The organism is Rathayibacter sp. AY1B4, from assembly GCF_002932815.1.
GTDB lineage: Bacteria > Actinomycetota > Actinomycetes > Actinomycetales > Microbacteriaceae > Rathayibacter.
The window spans coordinates 160,286-183,120 of sequence record NZ_PSWN01000004.1; the positions used below are offsets into that span (position 1 = coordinate 160,286).

Genomic DNA, 22,835 nt, shown 5'->3' on the forward strand with positions numbered 1-22,835 from the left:
CCCCCATGATGGGCCCGATCCCTAGGCTGGGGCCATGAGCGACAACGCCCCCCTCCTCGCCATCGCCCGCTCGATCGCCGTCGAGGCGGCGCACCTCGCCCGCCAGCGGCGGCAGGACGGTGTCGAGATCGCCGCGTCGAAGTCGTCCCCCGAGGACGTGGTGACGGCCGCGGACCGGGAGGTCGAGGAGCTGATCCGCCGGCGCCTGGCCGAGGCGCGTCCGGACGACGGCTTCCTCGGCGAGGAGTCGGGGTCGGGGGGCGGCACGAGCGGGCTGACCTGGGTCGTCGATCCGATCGACGGGACCGTCAACTACCTCTACGGCATCCCCTCCTACGCGGTCAGCATCGCTGTGGTGGAGGGGGAGCCGGATCCCGCGACCTGGACCGCGCTCGCCGGCGCGGTCGTGAACGGGGCGACGGGCGAGGTGACCACGGCCAGCCGAGGCGGGGGAGCCGAGCGGGACGGAGTCGTGCTGCAGGTCTCGGCTCCCTCCTCCCTCTCGCTCGCGCTGGTGGGCACCGGCTTCGGCTACGACGCGGGCCGCCGGATGCGTCAGGGCGCCGTGGTGCAGGAGCTCCTGGGCTCGGTCCGCGACATCCGCCGCATCGGCTCGGCGGCGCTCGACCTGTGCTCGGTGGCCACCGGGCAGCTGAACGCGTACTACGAGCGGGGCCTGAACCCGTGGGACCTCGCTGCGGGCGCCCTCATCGCCGAGGAGGCGGGCGCGCGGGTCGCGGGACTCGACGGCGCGCCCTTCGGCTCCGGCCTGCTCATCGCGGCACCGGATCCTCTCTTCGCCGAGCTGGAGGATCTGCTGCGCCGCCTGCGTGCGGACGAGGTGTAACCGCTCTCCCGGGCCGAGCCGACAAGGATTCCGTGCGCCGAGAGGCGGATCGGCGCAGGATCCCGCCGGGGCTCGCCGCGCGTCGTGCCCCGATCGCGCCTGTGCGCGGCGGCCTCTGGCCGGACCCCGCCGGCCGTGGTTATCCTTTATGAATTCGTGATGTTCGCACAGGCTGCGCTCACGGAGCCGAGCGGTGCCTCTCCCTGGAGGCCCGCTCGTCCCCTGCCCCCGACGGAAGACATCGATTTCGTGAGCCCCGATTCGCCCGCCCCCGCTGCCCCTGCATCGACCCCCGGCGAATCGACTCCACCCCTCTCCCGTCGCGAGCTCCGCGAGCGCGAGCGGGCTCTGGCCCTCGCCTCCGACGTCTCGCTGGCGAGCGGCTCCGACGACCTCCTCGCGGCTCCCACGGCGGAGCAGCTGCGCGAAGCGGAGCGCCGCGTCGCCTCGGTCCGCAGCGCCCCGGCCCCGGCCCCCGTCCCCGCACCGCGCGCGACGCCGCTCCGGCCCGTGCGCCGGGCCCGGGTCGGCGGACTCGTCGCCCTCTCCTTCGTCGCGGCCATCGTGGCGGCGACCTCTCTGCCGGCCACATCGCTCCTGACCGCGGAGGACGTGCAGGCGCAGAGCCTCTCGACCCCCTTCGGCGCCGACGCCCGCCGCGGCGCGCAGTCGTTCGTCGCCGGCGAGGTCAGCGCCGAGACGGTCGCCCGCGACGGCTTCGGCGTGCAGGAGCGCAAGACGCAGACCAACGTCGCCGACATCGTCCGCACCTCCGACACCGGCTTCACCAACGACCCGAACGCGTCCATCCAGTGGCCCTTCGCCGTCGGCGTGCCGGTGGGCGACCGCTTCGGCTACCGCAACTGCGCGGGCTGCTCGGTGAACCACGGCGGCACCGACTTCAACCCGGGCGACGGCTCGCCCATCCAGGCGATCGCCGACGGCGTCGTGCGCACGGTCATCGACGGCGAGGGCTCGCTCGGCGTGCACGTGATCGTCGACCACGAGATCGACGGGCAGCTCGTCTCGAGCGTGTACGCGCACATGCAGCACGGCTCGGCGGCCGTGTCCGAGGGCGACCCGGTGAAGGTCGGTCAGCTCCTCGGCCTGGTGGGCACGACCGGCATGTCGACCGGCCCGCACCTGCACTTCGAGATCCGCCTCGACGGCGTGACGAAGGTCGACTCCTACCTCTGGCTCAAGGCCAACGCCGGGCGCTGACCCGGCGGCGGGACGCGGGAGCCGCCGGGCGGACCCCGCGGCCCGCTACTCCGCGCGCAGCCAGACCGTGGTGTCGGCGGGCAGCGCCGGCTCGTGCAGCTCCTCCGAGGACAGCACCACGGAGCCGACGGGCAGCTCGACCGGAGCCTCGCCGAGGTTCGCGATCACCGTGACGGCTCCGTTGCGGAACGCCACGACGTCCTCCGGGTAGCCCTCGAGCCACTCGACGGCGCCGGAGCCCAGGTCCTCGGCGCGGCGCACCGCGAGCAGGGACCGGTACAGCTCGAGCGTCGAGCCCTCGACACCGCGCTGGCGGTCGCGGGCGAGCGGCGCCCAGTCGCCGGGCTGCGGCAGCCAGGAGTCGCCGGAGCCGCTGAAGCCGTACGCGGGCGCGTCCGCCTCCCACGGGATCGGCACCCGGCAGCCGTCGCGGCCGTAGCGCTCGCCGCCGGTGCGGAACCAGGTCGGGTCCTGACGCGCCGAGTCCGGCAGGTCGATCGCCTCGGGGAGCCCGAGCTCCTCGCCCTGGTAGACGTAGGCGGAGCCGGGGAGCGCGAGCATGAGGGCGGTCGCGGCACGAGCGCGGCGCAGCCCCAGGACGGGGTCGGGGAGTCCCTGCGTGCGCGGGCCGATGCCGTAGCCCTGCGGGTTGTCGGACGTCAGGGCCAGGCGGCTCGCGTGGCGCACGACGTCGTGGTTCGACAGCACCCAGGTCGACGGGGCGCCGACGGCGGCGAAGGCCTCGACGGAGGAGTCGATGATGTCGCGGAGGGCGGGTGCGCTCCACGGGGTCTCGAGGTAGGCGAAGTTGAAGGCCTGGTGCATCTCGTCGGGGCGGACCCAGCGGGCGAGCTTGGAGAGCGGCTGCACCCACGCCTCGGCGCAGAGCACGCGGTCGTCCGGGTACTCGGCGAGCAGGGAGTGCCAGTCGCGGTAGATCTCGTGGACGCCGTCCTGCGCCCAGTAGGGGGCGGTGGCGGGCTCCTCGCCGTCGGCGGGAGCGACTCCGCCCATCGACCCGCTGTCGGCGGGCGGCGTGTAGTCGGGCAGCCCCTCAGCCTTGATCATCCCGTGCGCCACGTCGACGCGGAAGCCGTCGACGCCGCGGTCGAGCCAGAATCGGAGGACCTCCCGGAAGCGCTCGCGCACCCACTCGTTCGTCCAGTCGAAGTCGGGCTGCGAGGTGTCGAAGAGGTGCAGGTACCACTGGCCGGCCGAGCCGTCGGGCTCCATGACGCGGGTCCACGCGGGGCCGCCGAAGACCGACTCCCAGTTGTTCGGGGGCAGCTCGCCCGACTCGCCCCGGCCGTCGCGGAACAGGTAGCGCGCCCGCTCGGCGCTGCCCGCGGGAGCGGCGAGCGCCTCCTGGAACCAGCGGTGGGCGCTGGAGGAGTGGTTGGGGACGAGGTCGACGATGATCCGGATGCCCAGGGCGTGAGCGCGGGCGAGCATCGCGTCGAAGTCGGCGAGGGTGCCGAAGAGCGGATCGACGTCGCAGTAGTCGGCGACGTCGTAGCCCGCGTCCTTCTGCGGCGAGGTCATGAAGGGCGAGAGCCAGATCGCGTCGACGCCGAGCTCGGCGAGGCTCTCGAGGCGCGAGGCGATGCCGGGCAGGTCGCCGATGCCGTCGCCGTCCGCGTCCGCGAAGGAGCGCGGGTAGATCTGGTAGATGACGGCGGTGCGCCACCACTCGGCTCCCCGGCGGTGCTCGGCCTCGGAGTCGGGGCCGGGGGAGTTCTCGGGCGCGCCGGAGAGAGCGGAGTCCAGGGTCATGGGGTCGAGTTTATCGGGCGGCTCAGGGGCGCCGGGGGCACGCCCTCCGCCGTCCCGTACAGTCGACGGGTGATCGATGAGACGCCGGACGAGGCCCGAGCCCGACGCCGACGGGCGCTGCTGTGGGTGGTGCCGCTGCTGGTGCTGCTGGTCGGCGGCCTGGTCGCCGTCACCCTCGCGATCGGCGGATTCGCGCTGCGCAGCATGACCGGCGCCTCCGCCGTGCAGCTCGTCCTCGTCGCCTAGGCGGTCGCGGCCGGGCTGTCCTCGTCCTCGGGCGGGGGCGCGGAGGAGGTGCGCGCCCGCTCCTCGGACGCGTGCGCGGTCTCGGGCCCGGTCGCGCGGGTTTGCTCGTCGGCGCGGGTGACCGCCTCCGCGAGCTCGTCGGCGACGAGGTACCCGGGAGAGACGGCCTCGGCCCGGTAGGCCGCCCGGCCGACCATGTGCGCCGAGACGGGCACGGTCAGCAGCTGGAAGCCGATCACCAGCACGATGGTCCCCGCGGCGGCGAAGCCGGGGTTCCGGATGGCGACCGCGAGCATCACGCAGATCAGTCCGAGCACCTGCGGCTTCGTGCCCGCGTGCATCCGGGAGAGCAGGTCGTCGAACCGCATCAGGCCGATCGCGGCCAGCAGCGAGAGCAGGGCGCCGACCAGCAGCAGCACAGCGGTGAGCACGTCGAAGAACAGGTCCACGTCAGTCCTCCTCGCGGTTGGCCATGAACTTGGCGACGCTGATCGACCCGAAGACGGCGAACAGCGCGAGCCCGAGCGCGACGGGCAGGGTCCGCGCGTGGTGATTGACCGCCATCTCGGCGCCGATCCCGCAGATGATCGTCGCGACGAGCACGTCGGCCGCGACGACCCGGTCGAGCACGGACGGACCGCGGAGGATCCGCACGAGCGCGAGCAGGCAGGCGGCGCCGAAGACCGGCACCAGGATCCAGATCAGCCAGTCGATCACCGGACCACCCCCGATCCGGCCTCGATCGGCCGATTCACGCGCTGCACGTCCTCGCGGGAGCCGATGGCCCGGACGATGCGCGCTTCCGTCCGGAGGACCGTCCGGCGCACCTCGTCGATCCGCTCGCCCTCGTCGTGGGTCACGCCGAGCACGTGCAGGTAGAGGACGTTCAGCTGCGGGTCCACGTCGATCACCAGGGAGCCGGGGACGAGCGAGACGGCCTCCGTCGTCCAGACGAGCATCCCCTCGGAGCGGCTGCGCAGGTGCACGGCGACGATGGCGTTGTGCACCGGGACGGGCAGGGTCAGGATCTGCCAGGACACCCGCACCGAGGCCACCGCGATGTCGGCCAGCAGGCGCAGGAGGAAGAGGAGCACGAACCACGGGTTGATGCGGTTCGAGAACTCGACCGGCGGCAGGTAGAACACCCGGGTGATCAGCAGGGCGACCAGGAAGCCGGTGACGATCGACAGCACCGAGACGTCGTCCCAGAGCAGCACCCAGATCCCGACGAGGGTCACGAACATCGCGACGCGGTTCCAGATGTCGACGCGGCGGCGGGGGCTCATCGCGGCCCCTCCTCTCCGAAGGACGAGTCGCGGTAGACGGTCGCGATGTAGGTCGCGGGGTCGGCGACCGCGCTCGCCGCTCGCTCGCTCGCGTCGTAGAGGGGACCGGCGCCGACGGTCAGCACGACGCCGACGACGACCATCCCCGCGGTGGCGAGCACCATCATCGGCGGCGAGTGGCGGGTGCGGATGCTGCCCGTGTCGTGGGGGTCCTCCTGCAGCTGGTCGATCAGGGGCGACTCGTAGCCGGGCACCTCCTCCTGGCGGCGCCAGAACACCATGTTCCAGACGCGCGCGACGGCGTAGAGGGTCAGGAGCGAGGTCACGGCTCCGGCGGCGATGACGGCCCAGATCAGCCACGAGGGCTGGTCGACGGCCGACTCCGTGCCGGCGACGAAGAGCCCCACCTTGCCGAGGAAGCCGGTGAACGGCGGGATCCCGCCGAGGTTCATCGCGGGGATGAAGTAGAGCAGCGCCAGCAGCGGCGAGGCCTTGAGCAGCCCGCCGAGGCGCAGGATCGAGGTGGTGCCGCCGACGCGCTCGATCAGGCCGGTCGCGAGGAACAGCGTCGTCTGCACCGTGATGTGGTGGATGACGTAGAAGATCGTCGCCGCGTAGCCGGCCGGGGTGCCCACGGCGATCCCGAAGACCATGTAGCCGATGTGCGAGACCAGCGTGAAGGACAGCATCCGCTTGATGTCGGCCTGCGCGACCGCACCGAGGATGCCGACGATCAGCGTCAGCAGCGCCACCACCAGCAGCACTTCGCTCAGCCTCCCTCCCGGGAAGAGCAGGGTCTCGGTGCGGATCAGCGCGTACACGCCGACCTTGGTGAGGAGTCCGGCGAAGACGGCGGTGACCGGCGCCGGAGCCGTGGGGTACGAGTCCGGGAGCCAGAACGACAGGGGGAACACGGCCGCCTTGATCCCGAAGCCGAGCAGCAGCACCACGTGGAGCACCAGCTGCACGTCGGCGGGGAGCTCGGCGATGCGGATCGAGAGCTGCGCCATGTTGACCGTGCCGGTGGCGCCGTAGAGCAGGCCGATGGCCGAGAGGAAGAACACGCTCGAGACCAGGCTGACGACCACGTAGGTCGTGCCGGCGCGGATCCGCGGCGCGGTGCCGCCCAGGGTGATCAGCACGTAGCTTGCGGCCAGCAGGATCTCGAAGCCGACGTAGAGGTTGAACAGGTCGCCCGCGACGAAGGCGTTGAGGATGCCCGCCGAGAGGATCAGGTAGGTCGGGTGGAAGATCGTGACCGGCGTCTCGCGGTTGCCGTCGACGAGGCCCTGGCCGACCGAGAACAGCAGGACGCCCAGCAGGGTGATCGAGGTGATGACGAGCATCAGCGCGGCGAGCGGATCGACGACCAGCACGATGCCCCACGGCGGCTCCCAGCCGCCCACGTAGACGGCGCTGCCGCCTCCGTCGCCGGTGAGGACCAGCACGAGCATCACCGAGGAGATCACCAGAACGCTCGAGAGCGTCACGATGTTCACGGTGATCTGCGCGCGCCGGTGGCGTCCGAGGATCAGCGCGACGGCCGCTCCCAGGAGGGGGAGGGTGACGACGAGCGGGATCAGGGCATTCATCGGTCCTCCTTCCTGTCGTCGGTCATGGCGCTCTCCCCGTGCTTGGCGGCGGTGCCCTCGTCGCTGGACTCGAGCAGGACGTCGAGCGCCCGGTCGTCGGCGGTGGTCTGGGCCGAGATGCCCGCCGCGTCCTCGCGGACGGAGGCGTCGGTCTCGTCGTCCTCCACCTGGTCGGCGTTGGCGAGGCGCCAGCGCCGGTAGATCATCGCGAGGAGGAAGGCGGACACCCCGAAGGTGATCACGATCGCGGTGAGGATCAGCGCCTGCGGCAGCGGGTCGGCCATCTCGGCGGCGATCTGCTCGTAGGAGCGCCCGTCGTCGGTGACGAACGGCGCGATGCCCGAGCGGCCGGCCATCAGCAGGATGAGGATGTTGGTCGCGTTCCCGACGAGCAGGAACCCGATCAGGATGCGGGTGAGGCTGCGCTCGAGCATCTGGTAGACGCCCGCCGCGTACATCACCGCCATCACGACGACGAGGACGAGGGTGATGCTCATGCGCCGTCCCCCCTGCCCGGTCCGCCGACGACCGTGGAGCCGGTGGGCAGCGAGGTCTCGAGCCCGTCGACCGTGCCCTGGCCGGGGCCGGGGGTGCTGTCCGTCGAGTGCGTGACGCCGTCGCCCGAGGGGGAGCCCTGCTCGGCCTCCTCGCCGTGGCGGTCGACCTCGCCGCCGAGGCTGCGGAGGATGTCGAGGGCGAGGCCGATCACGATCAGGTACACCCCGATGTCGAAGAGGGTGGACGTGCCCAGGTGGAGCTCGCCCAGCACCGGCACCTCGAGGTCGAGCCAGCTCGACTCGAGGACCTCGAGGCCGAAGGCGAGGGAGGAGACGGCGGTGCCGACGGCGAAGAAGAGGCCGAGTCCGAGGACCTTGCCCGCGTCGATCGGCGCGGCCTCGCCGAGCTCGAAGCGGCCGCCGGCGAGGTAGCGCGCGACGAGGGCGAGACCGGCGAGCAGGCCGCCCGCGAAGCCTCCGCCCGGGGTGTTGTGTCCGGTGAAGAGCAGGTAGACCGACACGATCATCGCGGGGTGGAAGAGCAGGCGCACCAGCACCTCGAGCACGATCGAGCGGTTCTCCGGCCGGAGCGTGCGCCCGGCGACGAGCCAGGAGCCGCGGTCGCCGTCGCGCTCGGCGTCGGCGGAGGAGGCGGTCAGGTCCATCGCGCGCTCGCGGCGGTCGTCGGCGCTCTGCGACTCGAGGCGGGGAGCGCCTCCGGCCCGGCTGGAGAGGAAGATCAGGCTCGCGACGCCGGTGGCGACCACGACGAGGACCGAGATCTCGCCCATCGTGTCCCAGGCGCGGATGTCGACGAGCAGGACGTTGACGATGTTGCGGCCCTTGCCCTCCTCGTAGGCGAGGCGGGGCAGCTCGGCCGAGATCGGCGTCGCGGTCCGGGCGCCGAGGGCGATGGTGGCGGCGAGGGCCATGACTGCTCCGACCGCGATGCCGATGACGGCGCGCAGGCGCTTGCGCATCGGCTGGTGCTTCGCGGCGATGCGGGTCGGGAGGCGGCGCAGCACCAGGACGAAGACCACGAGGGTCACCGTCTCGATCAGCGCCTGGGTGAGGGCGAGGTCCGGTGCACCCTGCAGGGCGAAGAGGGCCACCATCCCGTAGCCGGTGGCGCCGGCCAGCAGCACGGCGGCGACGCGGTTGCGGGCGATCGCGCACAGCACCGCCGCGAGGATCATCACGGCCGCGACCGCGAGCTGGCCCGGGCTGTCCCAGAAGACGAGATCGCCCGGCCAGGTGCGGTTGAGGGCGGCCGCACCGCCGACGCCGAGGACGAAGACCGCGAAGATCACCGTCAGGTAGCGGGGGAGCGAGCCGCGCTGGACGGACTCGGTGACCGTGCTGGCGACGCGGTCGAGCCAGCGGACGGTGGCCCAGTAGCCCTCGGCGGAGTCGATCCGGTTGGGCAGCATCGACTGGGCGCGCGCGACGGCGACGCGCTTGGCGAAGAGCAGGAGTCCCACGGCGATCACGAGGGCGCTGAGTGCCAGCGCGGGCTCGAAGCCGTGCCAGAGCGCGAGGTGGTAGCCGCCGTGGTCGGAGGCCTCCGCGGCGGCGGCGAGCTCCGGGTCGGCGTCCGGGGCGGCGTAGGGGAGGGTGTCCGCGTAGACGGCGACGAGCGGGTCGAGCACGGAGGCGGCGATCCCGCCGATCATGCTGGCGGCGGCCAGCAGCACCGGGGCGGCGGTGAAGGTCCACGGCTCGGCGTGCAGGTGCGTGTCCTCGAGCCCCTTCTTCCGGGCGAAGGCGCCCCAGAAGAAGCGCGCGGAGTAGGCCACGGTGAGGATCGAGCCGAGGACGAGGCCGACCAGCGCGACCCAGGCCCAGAACGAGCCCTGCTCGATCGCCGAGATCAGGCTCGTGAACACGGCCTCCTTGGCGACGAAGCCCAGCAGCGGCGGGATGCCCGCCATCGACAGCACGCCGACGAGGGCGGCGCCCGCGAGCACCGGCGCCTGCCGTCCCAGGCCGCTGAGCTTGCGGAGGTCGCGCGTGCCGGCGCGGTGGTCGACGATGCCGACGGTGAGGAAGAGCAGCGCCTTGAAGAGGGCGTGGGCGACGAGCAGGGTCAGTCCGGCCAGCGCGGCGTCGCGCGAGCCGAAGCCGACGGCGACGGTCAGGAAGCCGAGCTGGCTGACGGTGCCGTAGGCCAGCACGAGCTTGAGGTCGTACTGCCGGAGCGAGCGCCAGCCGCCGACGAGCATGGTCCAGACTCCGACGCTCACCACCACGGGCAGCCAGACGGAGTCGTCGGCGAAGCCCGGCGCGAGGCGCGCGACGAGGTAGATGCCCGCCTTCACCATCGCGGCGGCGTGCAGGTAGGCGCTGACCGGCGTGGGAGCGGCCATCGCGGCCGGCAGCCAGAAGTGGAACGGCACCAGGGCGGACTTCGAGAACGCGCCGAGCAGCACCAGCACCAGCGCCGTCGACACGATCGGGCCGGAGGGGGCGGCGGCGACGATCCCGGAGAGGCTGGTGGTACCGGCCTGCACGATCAGGACGATGATCCCGACCAGCATCGCCAGCCCGCCGAGAGTCGTGACCAGGAGCGCCTGGAGACCGGCACCCCGGCTCTCCTTGCGCCCGCTGTAGTGGCCGATGAGGAGATAGGAGAGGACGCTCGTCGCCTCCCAGAAGACGAAGAGGATGATCACGTCGTCGGCCGTGACCAGCCCGTACATCACTCCGGCGAACGCGGACAGGAGCGCTGCGAACCGGCCCAGCGAGGGCTCGTCGCGGCTGAAGTACGTCGCGCAGTAGGCGAGGACCAGCGCGCCGACTCCGCTGACCACGAGGGCGAGGACGATCGAGAGCGCGTCCAGGCGGAAGGAGAGGGCGATGTCGAGCGCGGGGATCCACGGCACGGACTCGCGGATCTCGCCGCCGTCGAGGATCGTCGGCAGGGCGGTCGCGGTCGCGACGAAGCTCGCGGCCGGGATCAGCGCCAGCGCGTAGAACGTCTTCGGCCCGAACCGGTCCACCAGCCAGGGGGTCACCACGGCGATCGCGAACGAGATCACGAGGATGAGGAGCATCACATGTTCCTCCCAAGGTGTACCCAGCGCATAAGTCGGTCAAGAATATCGGAGCGCCCTCTCGCGGAACCTGAGTGCGCGGAGGCTTGACGGCCCCGTCGTGATCCGCCAGGGCTCTACCGTGGGGAGCATGGCCCGCTCGCTCCTCCCCGACCAGCTCTGCCGACTCCGCGTCCACGACCTCGCGTCGGGGGAGTCGACGACCGTCTTCGAGTCCGACTCCGTCCTCGTGGAGGCGCCGAACTGGACTCCGGACGGCTCCGCCCTGATCGTGAACGGCGACGGCGGCCTCTTCCGGCTGCCGCTCGAGGGGGCGCCTGTGCTCGAGCCGATCCCGCTCGACGGAGTGCCGGCCGAGCTCAACAACGACCACGTGCTCGCCCCGTCCGGCGGGCTCGCCTACGTCTCGGCGCGCGACGGGCACCTCTACGCGGTCGAGCTCGACGGCTCCGCCCCCGCCCGCCGCCTGACCGCCGAGCGCGAGGGCGCGCGCTTCAAGCACTACCTGCACGGCGTCTCGCCCGACGGCGCGACCCTCGCGCTGATCGGCGGCGGCGACGCCTCCGGGCGGTGGCGGACCGACGTCTACACGATGCCGGCCGGAGGAGGCGCGCTCACCGCCCTGACCGACGACGAGCCGGCCGACGACGGCGTCGACGTCTCGGCCGACGGCCGCACCCTCGTCTTCAACTCCGAGCGGGCCGGAGGAGGTGCGCAGCTGTTCCGGATCGGCCTCGACGGCTCCGCGCTCTCCCGCCTGGTCGAGTCGGACACGGTCGACTGGTTCCCGCACGAGTCGCCCGACGGCGCTCACCTGCTCTATCTCGCCTATCCGGAGGGGACGGCCGGGCACCCCGAGAACGTCGACGTCGAGCTGCGGCTGCTCGACCTCCCCGGGCGCTCGACGCTCGAGCCCGGCCGCGTGCTGGAGCGCCTCCACGGCGGGCAGGGGACGATCAACGTCTCCGGCTGGGCGCCGGACTCGACGCGCTTCGCCTACGCCGACTACCCGCGGCGCTGAGAGCCTGAGTCCTTGCCGCGCATGCGCGTGAGGGGGATCGATCACGGCGGGGAGCGGGTCTTGAATCGGGAGATGACCATCGACAGCGCAGCATCCTCCTCCGTCACCCGCTCGCCGCTCGGCGACTCCGGCATCGACGTCTTCCCGCTCTCGCTCGGCGGCAACGTCTTCGGCTGGACCGCGGGCCGGCAGACCTCCTTCGATGTCCTCGACGGCTACACGGCCGCGGGCGGCGACTTCATCGACACCGCCGACGCCTACTCCGCCTGGGTCCCGGGCAACACGGGCGGCGAGTCCGAGACGATCATCGGCGAGTGGCTCGCGCAGCGCTCGGGGGACCGGGACGACGTGGTGATCGCGACGAAGGCGGGCCGCCACCCGCAGTTCACCGGCCTCGCGCCCGACACCGTGCGTGCGGCCGCCCGCGCCTCCCTCGAGCGCCTCGCGACCGACCGGATCGACCTCTACTACGCCCACTTCGACGACGAGGCCGTGCCGATGGCCGACATCGCCGCCGTGTTCTCCGAGCTCGTGGACCAGGGCCTCGTCCGCGCGATCGGAGTGTCGAACTTCAGCGCCGAGCGCGTCGCGGAGTGGCTGCGCATCGCGGGCGAGGAGGGCCTGCACTCGCCCGTCGCGCTGCAGCCGCACTACAACCTCGTGGAGCGCGGGATCGAGGCCGACCTGCTGCCCCTCGCCCGCGAGGCGGGGCTGGCCGTCGTCCCCTACTCCGCCCTGGCGTCGGGATTCCTGACCGGCAAGTACCGCGACGGATCGACGCCCGAGGGTCCGCGCGCCGACGGCGCCTCCCGCTACCTCGACGGCCGTGGCCGCCGGGTGCTGGCGGTGCTCGACGTGGCGGCGGAGGCGCACGGCGCCGAGGTGGCGACGGTGGCGCTCGCGTGGCTCCGCTCGCAGCCCGGAGTGGTCGCGCCGATCGCCAGCGCCCGCGTGATGGAGCAGCTGCCGGCGCTGATCGCCTCGGCCTCCCTCGAGCTGAGCGCGGAGGAGCTCGCCGCGCTCGACGAGGCGAGCCGGGCGTAGCCGCAGACGGGCGGCCGCGGGGGCGCGTCCCCCGCGGTCATCGACGCTCCGCGGAGGTGCTATCGTCTAACGGTGCCAAATCGCGGGCACGCCCCGAGAGGGGCTGTCAGACCCGCAGGTGCGCCCCCTTAGCTCATTGGTAGAGCACTTCCTTGGTAAGGAAGAGGTAGTGGGTCCGATTCCCACAGGGGGCTCCGTTCCCCGCAGGCCAGACCTGCGAAGAACGCGCGGCGGGGTAGCTCAGGTGGTTAGAGCACACGGCTCATAATCGTGGTGTCGCGGGTTCAAGTCCCGCTCCCGCTACAGCGAGAAGGCCCCGGTTCGCGCGTCGAACCGGGGCCTTCGGCGTTCCCGGGCGAGGTCCTGCCCGCGGGAGAGGTCTCAGACCGCGCAGCCCGCGAAGAGCACGTCGTCCGAGGAGACCAGGTCCTCCAGGCTCAGCAGGCGGTCGAGGTCGTGGCCGGCGGCCAGGGCGTTCGCGCGCTCCGGTGCGGTCTGGGGGGCGAGGCGCCCCTCCATGACCCCGCCGAGGGCGCGGACGGCGCACGCGGCGACCACTCCCTCCGGGGTTCCGCCGATGCCGAGGACGAGGTCGACGCGGCCCGCGGGATCGGCCGCCTCGATCGCGACCGACACGTCGCCCTCGCCGGGCAGCTCGAGCGCGACCCCGGCCGCGCGCAGAGCCTTGATGAGCCCGGAGTGACGCGGCTTGTCGAGCACGACGACGACCAGCTCCGCGACGGGCTTCCCGAGCGCCGCCGCCAGCCGTGCGGCGTTCTCGGCGGGAGGGAGGTCGAGCGAGACGGCGCCCCGGCCCGCTCCGGAGCAGACCAGCTTGTCCATGTAGAAGACGTCGCGCGGGTCGAACAGCGTGCCTCGCGGGGCCAGCGCGATCACGCTCACCGAGCCGGGGAGCCCCTCCGCCGTGAGCCGGGTCCCGTCGAGCGGATCGACCGCCACGTCGCAGGAGGGAGCGGAGGCGCGGCCGAGGCGCTCGCCGTTCGCGAGCATCGGGGCCTCGTCCTTCTCGCCCTCGCCGATCACGACGACGCCGTCGAACGGAGCGTCGGCCAGCACGGCGCGCATCGCCGCGACCGACGCCTCGTCCGCCGCGACCTTGTCGCCGCGCCCGTACCAGCCGCGCGCCGCCTCGGCCGCCGCGCGCACGGCGGCGGCCACCGCCTCCTGCAGCTCGGCCGGGTAGGCGGGCGATGCGATCAGCCGCAGGCCGCTCATGCGCGCGCGGGCTGAGCGGTCGCGGTGCGGACCAGCCGCTCCAGGGTGCGCAGGCCGTCGGAGGAGAGCACCGACTCCAGGTGCCCCTGCACCGACGCGACGTGCTCGCCGCGCAGGGCGTTGACCACTCCCGTCTCCGGATCGACCGACACCTCGAGCCCCAGCCGGGGCGTGCGCGCGACGCCGGGGGCGACGGAGGAGAAGGTGTTGTAGAAGCCGATCGCGGCGTCCTCGCCGAACACGTCCACCGCCAGGCGCACGCCCTGGCGGGGCGCGGGCAGCGGCTCGACCGGGAGGCCCGCCAGCAGTGAGAGCATCTGGTGGCTGAGGCAGACGGCGAGCATCGGCCGCTCCGCCTCGAGGCGGGTGGTCATCAGCGAGCGCAGGTGCGCGATCCGCGGGTCGGAGTCGTCGCGGGGGTCGCCCGGGCCGGGGCCGAAGACGACGAGGTCGTCGCTCAGCACGTCGGCGACCTCCGACCAGCGCTCGACCCGGGCGTCCATCCCGAGGTGGCGCAGCTGGTGGGCGAGCATCGTCGTGAACTGGTCCTCGTTGTCGACGATCAGCGCGGTGTGCCCGGCGAGGCCGGCGATGTGCTCGGGCGCCTGGGGCCGGAGCCAGAACGAGGCGAGCCGCTCGTTGCGCGCCTCGAGCGCCTCCTGCACGCCCGGCTGCGCGTTCAAGTCGATGGCCGGCGGCACCTCGCGGTGCGGCAGCAGGCCGAGGGCGGAGAGGACGCCCGACGCCTTCGCCCGCGTCTCGGCGACCTCGCCCTCGGGGGTGGAGTGGCGCACGAGCGTCGCGCCGGCCGGCACGGTGAGGCGGCCGTCCGCGCGGAGGTAGGCGGTGCGGATGAGGATGGGGGCGTCGACCGTGTAGCCGTGCTCCTCCGGCTCGAAGAGGGCGAGCACGCCGGAGTAGTAGCCGCGCGGCTCCTTCTCGTACTCGGCGATCACGGCGCACGCGTTCTCCATCGGCGAGCCGGTGACCGTGGGCGCGAACATCGTCAGCCGCAGGACCTCGCGCACGTCGAGTCCGGTGCGGCCCTCGAGCAGGTACTCGGTGTGGCTGAGCCGCGACATCTGCTTGAGGAACGGCCCGAGGATGCGGCCGCCGTCCGGGCAGACCGCGCTCATCATCTTCATCTCCTCGTCCACGACCATGAAGAGCTCCTCGCTCTCCTTGACGTCGGCGAGGAACGCGAGCACCTCCTCCCCGGTGGGTCCGGCCGCGGGGTGGCGGAAGGTGCCGCTGATCGGGTTCATCATGGCGACGCCGTCGCGCACCGAGACGTGGCGCTCGGGGGTCGCGCCGACGGCGGTGACCGTCTGCGCGCCGTCGACGCCGGGGGTGTGGATCGCGAAGGTCCAGTACGCGCCGGACTCGTCGGTGAGCAGGCGGCGGAACCAGGCCAGGACCGCCTCGACGGGCGGCGCGTCGGTCTGCGCGACGAAGGCGCGGTTGATGACGAAGTTGGCGCCCTCGCCGCGGCCGATCTCGTCCTCGATCACCCGGCGGACGATGTCGGCGTACTCGTCGTCCGGCACGTCGAAGCCGCGCTCCTCGACCGGGATCTCCCGCTCGGGCAGGAGCCGCAGCACCTCGGCCAGGGGGACGCTCTCGCGCTCGCGCACCACGAGGTTGCGCAGCGGGGCTCCGTCGTCCTTCGCCGCGAAGCCGCGCTCGCGCACCTGCCGGTAGGGCACGAGGGTCAGCACGTCGTCGCCGTCGAGCGGGATGTCGGCCAGGCCCTCGACGTCGAGCACGTCGCCCGTGAACACGTCGACGGCGTCGCGGCCCTGGCGGAGGACCACCGCGAACGGCAGCGTCCCGTCGGAGGCGAGGATGCGGGAGAGGAGCGAGGTCATCGTGGTCCTTGTATCGGGTCGTGCCCCACCCGGGCCCTGACATGCAGAACGACCGCCCGGAGGAGGCGGTCGCGTGCGAGGGGTCTGCGCGTCGGTCCGCCTAGGAGGCGGGCCACCAGGGGCTTCGGATCGACGTGCGCACGCGGCGAGTCTAGGGGAGAGCCGGGCGGCGGCCAAGCGGTGTCAGGCGGCCGGCCGCTCGGTCGGCTCGCCCCGCAGGGTCCGGAGCAGGAGGGTCGCGCCGGCCGTCGCGGCGGGGGTGGCGACGACCGCGCCCCCGGGGACGAGGAACGCCAGGTAGACGGCGATGCCGAAGCCGAGCGAGACCGCGCGGTGCTCGCCGAGGAGGCGGCGGCGGTCGCGGAGGGAGAGCCCCCGGGCGTCGCCCGCGAACCCGGTCAGCTCGAGCGCGAGGGCCCTCCCGCCGACCAGGGCGCCGGCGACGAGGCCGACGATCGAGCCGACCAGCGGCACCAGGCCCAGCAGCACCAGGACCACGCCGATCCCGAGGGAGGTGGCGACCAGCACGGCGGAGTCGCGGAGGCCGCGGCCGACCCCCTGCCAGAAGGTGCTCTCGCGCTCGTCGGGCACGCCGCCGAGGTCGTCCTCGACCCGCCGCCAGATCCGCTCGTAGAAGGGGTCGCCGACCAGCAGGGTCACCGCGGCGAAGAGGACCACGCCGAGGGCGAGCACGGCGCCGACCACCGCGATCGAGAGCACCAGGCGGACGGTGGCGGCCGTGCCCTCGTCCCAGCCGCCGGCGAACGGGGTGAGCGCGGTCACCGCGTCCTGCACCCGCGTGAGCACCAGGACCAGCACGCCGACGAAGACCAGGCCGACGATCAGGGGCGGGATCGCGCCGAGGAGCATCGCCCGCGGCGAGCGGACCCAGGTGCGGAAGCCGCGGAGGAAGAGCCGGGCACCGAGGCCGAGATCGCGGAGGACACTCATCCCCCGATCCTCGCAGGTGGGTCCGGCCCGGCGGTCCGGTAGAACACCCGACCGTGCGGGGTGCGGAGCCTCAGACCCGCTCGAACGGAGCGAGCAGCCCCGCCATCGCCTTCGTCCGCGGCGCCGCGTACTCGTCGCGTCGCGAGGTGCTGACGCCCATCGCGACGAGCCCCTCCACCAGGCGCACCGCCGAGGCGACGCCGTCGATCACGGGCACGCCCAGCTCCCGTGAGAGGTCGCGGCACAGGTCGGCCATGCCCGCGCAGCCCAGCACGATCGAGTCGGACCCGTCGACGGCCAGCGCTTCGGCGCACTCCGCCAGGATCGCGCGGCGGGCGTCGGAGCGGGGGTCGTCGAGTTCGAGCACGGGGATGTCGCAGGCGCGCACCTGACGGCAGGCGTCGCCGAACCCGGCGCGGCGGGCGATGTCCCAGGCGCGGCCGCTCGTGCGCGAGAGCGTGGTGACCACGCTGAAGCCCCGGCCGACGAGCGCGGCCATGTGCATGGCGGCCTCGGCGATCCCCACGACCGGGCCGCTCGCGATCTCGCGCGCGGCGTCGACGCCCGGGTCGCCGAAGCACGCGATGACCGCGCCGTCGCTGCCGGCCGCCTCCGCCCGGGCGATCTCGTGCAGGACGCCGGGCACGGCGAGCGCCTCGTCGTAGTGGCTCTCGATCGACGCCGGACCCATCGGCGGGGTGACGGCCGTGATCTCGGTGCCGAGCGAGGCGACGGAGCGGGCAGCCGCGCCGATCGCCGCGGTCATCGCGGTGCTGGTGTTCGGGTTGACGACGGTGATGCGCATGGTGGTTCCTCGGTTCGGGTGCCGGGAGGGGGAGGGACCCGCCCGGCCGCCGGTCCGCGGGATGCGGAGCGGCCGGAGCGGATCCCTCCTCCGTGCCGGCCGGATCAGACGGTCGAGCCGTCGCTGACGTGCTCGAGGTCCTCGTCGAGGCGCCCGATCCGCGGCGCGCGCCGCTCGAGCACGGCCATCGCGACGAATCCGAGCCCGCAGCCGAGGAACCAGCTGTAGTCGCCGAGCCAGGTGAACTCCGCGCCTCCCGCCTCCGCGATCCAGCGCGGCACGAGCACCGAGGCGACGGAGGGGACTCCGCCGATCACGGTCGCCCAGACGGCGTTGGGGTTGAAGCCGCGCGAGAACCAGTAGCGGCCCTTCTCGCTCATCGTGTACAGGTCGTCCACCCAGACGCGCTGGCGGCTGATCAGGTAGTAGCCCGCGATGAGGACGCCGAACAGCGGTCCGATCAGCGCGCCGAGGATGCCGAGCGTGTAGTGGATGGCGGTGTCGTTCGAGTACCAGTTCCACGGGGTGAGCAGCACCGAGCCGACGGCGGCGATCATGCCGCCCATCCGCCAGCTGATCTTCTTCGGGTTGACGTTCGAGAAGTCGAACGCGGGGGAGATGAAGTTGGCGACGATGTTGATGCCGATCGTCGCGATGACGAACGTGAGCCCGCCGAGGAGCACGGCGAACCAGGTGTCGATCCGCTCGACGGTCTCGATCGGGTCGGTGATCAGCTCGCCGAAGACCGGCACGGTCGCCGAGGCGGTGATCACGGTGAGGAGGGAGAAGAAGAGGAAGTTGATCGGGAGGCCGAGCAGGTTGCCGCGCTTCACGGCGCCGTAGCTGCGGGCGTACCGGGAGAAGTCGCCGAAGTTGAGCATCGGGCCCGAGAAGTAGGAGACGACCAGGGCGACGGCCGAGATCATCACCGGCACCGCGGCGGCGAGGTCGAGCGGCTCGCCGGAGCCGAGGGTGAGAGAGATGTTCTCCCAGCCCGCCTGCGACACCAGGTAGACGGCCAGCACCAGCATCACCACGTAGACCGCCGGTCCCGCCCAGTCGATGAAGCGGCGGATCGACTCCATGCCCCTCCAGAACAGCGCGGCCTGCGCGACCCAGAGGATCGCGTAGGAGAGGTAGCCCAGAGCCGAGAGGCCGAGGAACGACGCCTCGGGCGTGTTCAGGGCGGCCATGCCCGGGAAGAACTTGAGGAAGACGATGTTCAGCGACTGCGCCGCCAGGTAGGTCTGCACGCCGTACCAGGCGATCGCGATCAGTCCGCGGATGATCGCCGGGATGTTCGCGCCGCGGATGCCGAAGATCGCGCGGTTGATGACGGGGTAGGGCACGCCGGTGACCTGGCTGGGCTTGGCGACGAGGTTGCAGAAGACCTGCACGATCACGATGCCCACCACCAGGGCGACGAGGACCTGCCAGCCGGCCAGGCCCAGCGCGAAGAGCGAGCCCGCGGTCACGTACCCGCCGACGCTGTGCACGTCCGACATCCAGAACGCGAAGATGTTGTAGCTCGACCAGCGCTGCTTCCGGAGCGGGGCGAGGTCCTCGTTGGAGAGGCGGTCGTCGTAGCCGGCGCTCGCCGCGGCGGCGGGATCCGGATCGACGGGGGGAGCGGTGACTCGGGGTGCGGTGGCGCGGTCGGACATGGGTGGATCCACCTCTCGGGCGGTCGTGCGCAGAGCGGCACGGAGCGGATGTGTCAGGGTGGTCGGGACGTCCGGCCGAGGAGGCGGGGCGTCGCGGAGAGCGTTCCGAGTGAAGTGATCACTTCACGCGGGCCACGCTACGAGTCGGGAGGCCGCCGCTCGTTTCGGCTCCGTTACGGCTGTGTGACGATCCGCGAGAGGGGACGGGCCATGCCCTCCGACGACACCGCGCCCGACGAGGCGGCCGCCCGGGCGATCGCGGACGGGGCCGGGCTCGGCGCAAGACTGCGGGAGCTGCGGCTCTCGGCGGGCCTGTCGCTGAAGGCCCTCGCCGGGCGACTCGGCATCTCCGTGAGCGCCGTCTCGCAGATCGAGCGCGGAGCCATGCAGCCCTCGGTCGGCCGGCTGATCGCCCTCGTGGACGCGCTGGGGGTCCCGCTGTCCGCCGTGTTCGACCAGGGCGCGTCGGCGCCGGTCGAGACCGCGGTCGTCCGGGCGCGCGAGTCGGCGCCCGTGGCGCTCGAGGGCGGAGTGCTGTTCCGCCGTCTGGCGCCGCGTCCGCTGGACGCCGTCGACTTCTTCGAGTCGACCTACCCGCCGGGCTCGACCTCGACGGCGCACCGGCAGCTGCTCCGCCACGACGGGTTCGAGATGGGGACGGTGACGCTCGGAGAGCTGACGGTCGAGTTCGAGGACGAGTCGGTCGTCCTCGGGCCGGGCGACGCCATCACGTTCCCGTGCGAGCGGCCGCACCGCATGGTCAACACGGGCTCGACCACGGCGATCGCGACCTGGCTGATCGTCCACCGCTGACACCGCGCCGGTGCTTCGTGCCGGACCCCTGGCGGCACCACCTGCGTATGGGACCCTGGTCCTCGCTCCTCCACAACGGGCGGACGACCGTCTCCTGTCCACACCCCGGTCGGGATCGGGGCGCGGCGGGCCCTCGGTGTCGGTACCGCCTGGTGAGCTGGTCTCCTCGACCGAGGGGTGCGGAACGTGGAGGAGCGGATGGACGGCAGGAACGACGAGGGGTGCCCGCGCTGGTGCGCGGGCGAGCACGACGAGCTGGTCGCGGCGGGGGAGCGGCTGCACCGCTCCGCGGCGAGCTCGCTCCCGGTGGTGCTCTGGGCGGGCCGAGACGGGGCCGCGGGCGCGACGGTGCACGTCTCCCTGTGCCGCCCGGGGGAGTCGGGGGAGGACAGGCTCCGCCTGGAGGCCGACGGGCTCGGCGAGGTCGACCTCGATCTCAGCTCGGGGTCGCGGCTGGCCGGCGCGGTGCTCCGGCTACTCGGCGCTGCGTGAGGTGCGCGGCGGGTCGGGCGGCAGGAGGTCCGTCAGCTCGATCTCGAGCGCCTCGCAGAGCGCGAGGAGGGTGTGCAGCGTGGGGTTCGCGGGCGAGCCGGGCTTCGACTCGCCCTTCTCGAACTTCTGGTAGGTGTAGCCCGCGAGCCCGGCCGCGTGGGCGATCCGCTCCTGGCTGGCGCCCTTGGCGATGCGGGCCCGGTGCATGTTGGTGCCGAGCTCGCGGGCGTAGGTCGCCCAGTCGCGCTCGGGAGTGGGTGTCGACATGCCCGCCAGCTTCGGAGAAGTTCGGCCGCGGGTCAGCCATACACGGATGGGAAATTCCCGGTGGTCATACCCGGGTGGCCACCGGTGGCGCCTCCGGAGCCCCGAGGGCCCCGCGACGGCAGCGCCTAGTATGGCCGGGTGCCAGTGAACCCCGAACTCGTCGGGCGCGTCTTCGCGCCCACGGAGCCCTATCAGGTGGGGCGCGAGAAGGTGCGCGAGTTCGCCCGCGCCGTCTCCGCGACCTCCCCCCTGCACCACGACGTCGAAGCCGCCCGCGCCGCTGGGCACCCCGACCTCGTCGCTCCGCCCACCTTCGCCGTCGTCGTGCAGGAGTTCACGCTCCAGCAGCTGCTCGCCGAGCCCGACGGCGGGATCGACTTCAGCCGCGTCGTGCACGGAGACCAGCGCTTCGTGCTGTCCCGTCCGGTCGTCGCCGGCGACGAGCTGACCGCGACCCTCTCGGTCGCCGCCATCAAGAAGCTCGGCGCCCACTCGATGGTCACCACCGAGTCCCGCATGGTCGACGCGAGCGGCGAGCACGTCGTCACCGCGATCTCGACCCTCGTGGTCAGGGGAGACGAATGAGCACCGCACTGCCCGCTCTCGCCGAGCTGAGCGTCGGCCAGGTCGTCGCCGAGAGCCGCTTCCCGATCGACCGCGGCACCCTGGTGCGCTACGCGGGCGCCTCGGGCGACTTCAACCCCATCCACTACCGCGACGACGTCGCCGCCGAGGTCGGCCTGCCCGGCGTGCTCGCGCACGGCATGCTCACGATGGGCACCGCGGTGCAGGTCGTCGTCGACTGGGTCGGCGACCCCGGACGCGTGGTCGACTACCAGGTGCGCTTCACCCGCCCCGTCGTGGTGGACCCGCGCGACGGCGCCGCGATCGACGTGGTCGCCAGGATCGGCGCTGTGAACGCCGAGGAGGGCTGGGTCCGCGTCGACCTCGCCGTCTCGGTCGAGGGCCAGTCCGTCCTCGGCAAGGCCCAGGCGCGGGTCCGACTCGCGTGACCTCCGCGCCGCTGCTCTCCGCCCTGACCACCCTCCGCGTCGGCGGACCCGCCGAGCGCCTCGTCGAGCCCGCCACCGAGGCGGAGCTGGTCGAGACGCTCGTCGGCCTGTGGTCGGACGACGAGCCGTGGCTGCTGCTCGGCGGCGGCTCCAACCTCCTCGTGGGCGACGACGGGGTCGAGGGCACGGTCGTGCGCGTGCGCACCACCGGCGTCGAGCGGCTCCCCTCCGACGAGCCGGGGCGCGTGCTCCTGCGGGTCCAGGCGGGCGAGTCGTGGGACGGCCTCGTCGCGACGACCGTGGAGCGCGGCTGGGCGGGCCTCGAAGCCCTCAGCGGCATCCCCGGCACGGTCGGTGCGTCGCCGGTGCAGAACATCGGCGCCTACGGCCAGGAGCTCTCGGACACGCTGGTCGCGGTCGACTTCCTCGACGAGGGCGCCCGCGAGCCCGTCCGGCTGACGGCGGAGGAGCTGCAGTTCGCCTACCGCACCTCCGTGATCAAGCAGGGCCGCCGAGGCGCGGTGCTGGCCGTCGAGTTCGCGCTCGAGGAGGTCGGCGCCGAGGGCGACGGCACTCCCGTCGCCTACGGTCAGCTGGCGTCGGCGCTCGGAGTCGCTCTCGGCGACCGCGTGCCGCTCGCGCGGGTGCGCGAGACCGTGCTGGCGCTGCGCGCGGGCAAGGGCATGGTCCTCGATCCGGAGGACCCGGACACCGCGAGCGCCGGCTCCTTCTTCACCAACCCCCTCGTCACGAGCGCGTTCGCCGACTCCCTGCCGCCCGAGGCGCCGCGCTGGCCGGTCGAGCCGACGGCGGAGGCGCCCGTCATCACTCCGCTCGCCGCGGTCGAGGCAGGAGCGCCCGTCGGGCTGCCCGTGCCTCCCCGCGCCGACGGCCTGGTGAAGCTCAGCGCCGCGTGGCTGATCGAGCACGCCGGCGTCTCGCGCGGTTTCGCCCTGCCCGGCTCGCGGGCCGCCGTGTCGAGCAAGCACACCCTCGCCCTGACCAACCGCGGAGGAGCGACGGCTGAGCAGGTCGCCGAGCTCGCCCGGTACGTCCAGGGCCGCGTCCTGGCGGAGTTCGGCGTGCTGCTGCACCCCGAGCCCGTGGTGGTCGGCACCGCGGTCTGAGTCCGCGCGGTCTGCGCCC

General features: G+C 72.9%; 23 protein-coding genes and 2 tRNA genes. 12 read left to right on the forward strand and 13 right to left on the reverse strand.

Annotation, left to right across the window (positions count from 1 at the left end; all coding sequences use genetic code 11):
- Window positions 1-34: 34 nt before the first annotated feature.
- On the forward strand, window positions 35-847 hold the full coding sequence (locus C5D66_RS04080) for an inositol monophosphatase family protein (protein ID WP_104247938.1): 813 nt from the start codon (window positions 35-37) through the stop codon (window positions 845-847).
- Between the two features lie 249 nt (window positions 848-1,096).
- Window positions 1,097-2,068 (forward strand): M23 family metallopeptidase, encoded by a 972-nt coding sequence (locus C5D66_RS04085; RefSeq protein WP_146079254.1) that lies wholly within the window; start codon window positions 1,097-1,099, stop codon window positions 2,066-2,068.
- Window positions 2,069-2,113: 45 nt separating this feature from the next.
- On the opposite strand, the gene C5D66_RS04090 is transcribed toward C5D66_RS04085, so the two are convergent.
- Window positions 2,114-3,841 carry a glycoside hydrolase family 13 protein gene (locus C5D66_RS04090; RefSeq protein ID WP_104254840.1) on the reverse strand — a complete coding sequence of 576 codons (1,728 nt, stop codon included), beginning with the start codon at window positions 3,839-3,841 and terminating at the stop codon, window positions 2,114-2,116.
- 69 nt (window positions 3,842-3,910) lie between these two features.
- Here C5D66_RS04090 and C5D66_RS17040 point away from each other — a divergent pair, with 69 nt between their 5' ends.
- Window positions 3,911-4,087, forward strand: coding sequence for a hypothetical protein (locus tag C5D66_RS17040; RefSeq protein WP_159939698.1), 177 nt, complete (start codon window positions 3,911-3,913; stop codon window positions 4,085-4,087).
- Here C5D66_RS17040 and mnhG read toward each other — a convergent pair.
- The 6 genes from mnhG to C5D66_RS04120 are packed head-to-tail and all read right to left on the reverse strand — an operon-like array spanning window position 4,084 to window position 10,515.
- The gene (gene mnhG, locus C5D66_RS04095) at window positions 4,084-4,536 is read right to left on the reverse strand and encodes a monovalent cation/H(+) antiporter subunit G (protein ID WP_258061253.1); all 453 of its coding nucleotides are present in this window, start codon (window positions 4,534-4,536) and stop codon (window positions 4,084-4,086) included. The two genes, C5D66_RS17040 and mnhG, sit on opposite strands and share 4 nt — an antisense overlap.
- Before the next feature lies 1 nt (window position 4,537).
- Entirely contained in the window at window positions 4,538-4,804 is a 267-nt protein-coding gene (locus tag C5D66_RS04100; protein ID WP_308470711.1) for a monovalent cation/H+ antiporter complex subunit F, read from the reverse strand.
- Window positions 4,801-5,373, reverse strand: coding sequence for a Na+/H+ antiporter subunit E (locus tag C5D66_RS04105; RefSeq protein WP_104234245.1), 573 nt, complete (start codon window positions 5,371-5,373; stop codon window positions 4,801-4,803). Before C5D66_RS04105 ends, C5D66_RS04100 begins: the two co-directional genes overlap by 4 nt.
- On the reverse strand, window positions 5,370-6,965 hold the full coding sequence (locus C5D66_RS04110) for a Na+/H+ antiporter subunit D (protein WP_104223613.1): 1,596 nt from the start codon (window positions 6,963-6,965) through the stop codon (window positions 5,370-5,372). Before C5D66_RS04110 ends, C5D66_RS04105 begins: the two co-directional genes overlap by 4 nt.
- Window positions 6,962-7,462 carry a Na(+)/H(+) antiporter subunit C gene (locus tag C5D66_RS04115; protein WP_104223614.1) on the reverse strand — a complete coding sequence of 167 codons (501 nt, stop codon included), beginning with the start codon at window positions 7,460-7,462 and terminating at the stop codon, window positions 6,962-6,964. The genes C5D66_RS04110 and C5D66_RS04115 overlap by 4 nt, the downstream gene beginning before the upstream one ends.
- On the reverse strand, window positions 7,459-10,515 hold the full coding sequence (locus C5D66_RS04120; protein ID WP_104254839.1) for a Na+/H+ antiporter subunit A: 3,057 nt from the start codon (window positions 10,513-10,515) through the stop codon (window positions 7,459-7,461). Before C5D66_RS04120 ends, C5D66_RS04115 begins: the two co-directional genes overlap by 4 nt.
- Before the next feature lie 130 nt (window positions 10,516-10,645).
- Here C5D66_RS04120 and C5D66_RS04125 point away from each other — a divergent pair, with 130 nt between their 5' ends.
- The 4 genes from C5D66_RS04125 to C5D66_RS04140 all read left to right on the forward strand — a co-directional run bounded on the left by C5D66_RS04125 (window position 10,646) and on the right by C5D66_RS04140 (window position 12,883).
- Complete coding sequence (locus tag C5D66_RS04125) at window positions 10,646-11,536, forward strand: PD40 domain-containing protein (protein ID WP_104254838.1); 891 nt, start codon at window positions 10,646-10,648, stop codon at window positions 11,534-11,536.
- A gap of 72 nt (window positions 11,537-11,608) precedes the next feature.
- A complete protein-coding gene (locus C5D66_RS04130) occupies window positions 11,609-12,580 on the forward strand; it encodes an aldo/keto reductase (protein ID WP_104254837.1) in 972 nt (323 codons plus the stop codon).
- A gap of 122 nt (window positions 12,581-12,702) precedes the next feature.
- Window positions 12,703-12,774 (forward strand) — tRNA-Thr (locus C5D66_RS04135).
- A gap of 35 nt (window positions 12,775-12,809) precedes the next feature.
- Window positions 12,810-12,883 (forward strand) — tRNA-Met (locus tag C5D66_RS04140).
- 78 nt (window positions 12,884-12,961) lie between these two features.
- Here C5D66_RS04140 and C5D66_RS04145 read toward each other — a convergent pair.
- The 5 genes from C5D66_RS04145 to C5D66_RS04165 form a co-directional block, all read right to left on the reverse strand.
- Window positions 12,962-13,816, reverse strand: a complete 855-nt coding sequence (locus tag C5D66_RS04145) for a fructose-bisphosphatase class II family protein (protein ID WP_104254836.1) — start codon at window positions 13,814-13,816, stop codon at window positions 12,962-12,964.
- Entirely contained in the window at window positions 13,813-15,684 is a 1,872-nt protein-coding gene (locus C5D66_RS04150; RefSeq protein ID WP_104254835.1) for an anthranilate synthase family protein, read from the reverse strand. Before C5D66_RS04150 ends, C5D66_RS04145 begins: the two co-directional genes overlap by 4 nt.
- A gap of 183 nt (window positions 15,685-15,867) precedes the next feature.
- Entirely contained in the window at window positions 15,868-16,635 is a 768-nt protein-coding gene (locus tag C5D66_RS04155) for an EI24 domain-containing protein (protein WP_104223620.1), read from the reverse strand.
- Window positions 16,636-16,705: 70 nt separating this feature from the next.
- On the reverse strand, window positions 16,706-17,440 hold the full coding sequence (locus tag C5D66_RS04160) for an aspartate/glutamate racemase family protein (RefSeq protein ID WP_104227041.1): 735 nt from the start codon (window positions 17,438-17,440) through the stop codon (window positions 16,706-16,708).
- 104 nt (window positions 17,441-17,544) lie between these two features.
- Complete coding sequence (locus C5D66_RS04165) at window positions 17,545-19,104, reverse strand: NCS1 family nucleobase:cation symporter-1 (RefSeq protein WP_104254834.1); 1,560 nt, start codon at window positions 19,102-19,104, stop codon at window positions 17,545-17,547.
- Window positions 19,105-19,314: 210 nt separating this feature from the next.
- Here C5D66_RS04165 and C5D66_RS04170 point away from each other — a divergent pair, with 210 nt between their 5' ends.
- Together C5D66_RS04170 and C5D66_RS04175 are read left to right on the forward strand one after the other, a co-directional pair.
- Window positions 19,315-19,917, forward strand: coding sequence for a helix-turn-helix domain-containing protein (locus C5D66_RS04170; protein ID WP_104227043.1), 603 nt, complete (start codon window positions 19,315-19,317; stop codon window positions 19,915-19,917).
- Between the two features lie 198 nt (window positions 19,918-20,115).
- Window positions 20,116-20,409, forward strand: coding sequence for a DUF6907 domain-containing protein (locus tag C5D66_RS04175; RefSeq protein ID WP_104254833.1), 294 nt, complete (start codon window positions 20,116-20,118; stop codon window positions 20,407-20,409).
- On the opposite strand, the gene C5D66_RS04180 is transcribed toward C5D66_RS04175, so the two are convergent.
- Complete coding sequence (locus C5D66_RS04180; RefSeq protein WP_104274301.1) at window positions 20,392-20,676, reverse strand: helix-turn-helix domain-containing protein; 285 nt, start codon at window positions 20,674-20,676, stop codon at window positions 20,392-20,394. The genes C5D66_RS04175 and C5D66_RS04180 overlap by 18 nt on opposite strands.
- Window positions 20,677-20,814: 138 nt before the next feature.
- Here C5D66_RS04180 and C5D66_RS04185 point away from each other — a divergent pair, with 138 nt between their 5' ends.
- Genes C5D66_RS04185 through C5D66_RS04195 form a run of 3 tightly spaced genes read left to right on the forward strand, consistent with a single transcriptional unit; the run spans window position 20,815 to window position 22,816 of the window.
- Window positions 20,815-21,261, forward strand: a complete 447-nt coding sequence (locus C5D66_RS04185; RefSeq protein ID WP_104227045.1) for a MaoC family dehydratase N-terminal domain-containing protein — start codon at window positions 20,815-20,817, stop codon at window positions 21,259-21,261.
- On the forward strand, window positions 21,258-21,689 hold the full coding sequence (locus C5D66_RS04190) for a MaoC/PaaZ C-terminal domain-containing protein (protein WP_104238284.1): 432 nt from the start codon (window positions 21,258-21,260) through the stop codon (window positions 21,687-21,689). Before C5D66_RS04185 ends, C5D66_RS04190 begins: the two co-directional genes overlap by 4 nt.
- Window positions 21,686-22,816: a UDP-N-acetylmuramate dehydrogenase gene (locus tag C5D66_RS04195; RefSeq protein ID WP_104223628.1), complete on the forward strand. Its 1,131-nt coding sequence runs from the start codon at window positions 21,686-21,688 to the stop codon at window positions 22,814-22,816. The genes C5D66_RS04190 and C5D66_RS04195 overlap by 4 nt, the downstream gene beginning before the upstream one ends.
- The last annotated feature ends 19 nt before the right edge of the window (window positions 22,817-22,835 follow it).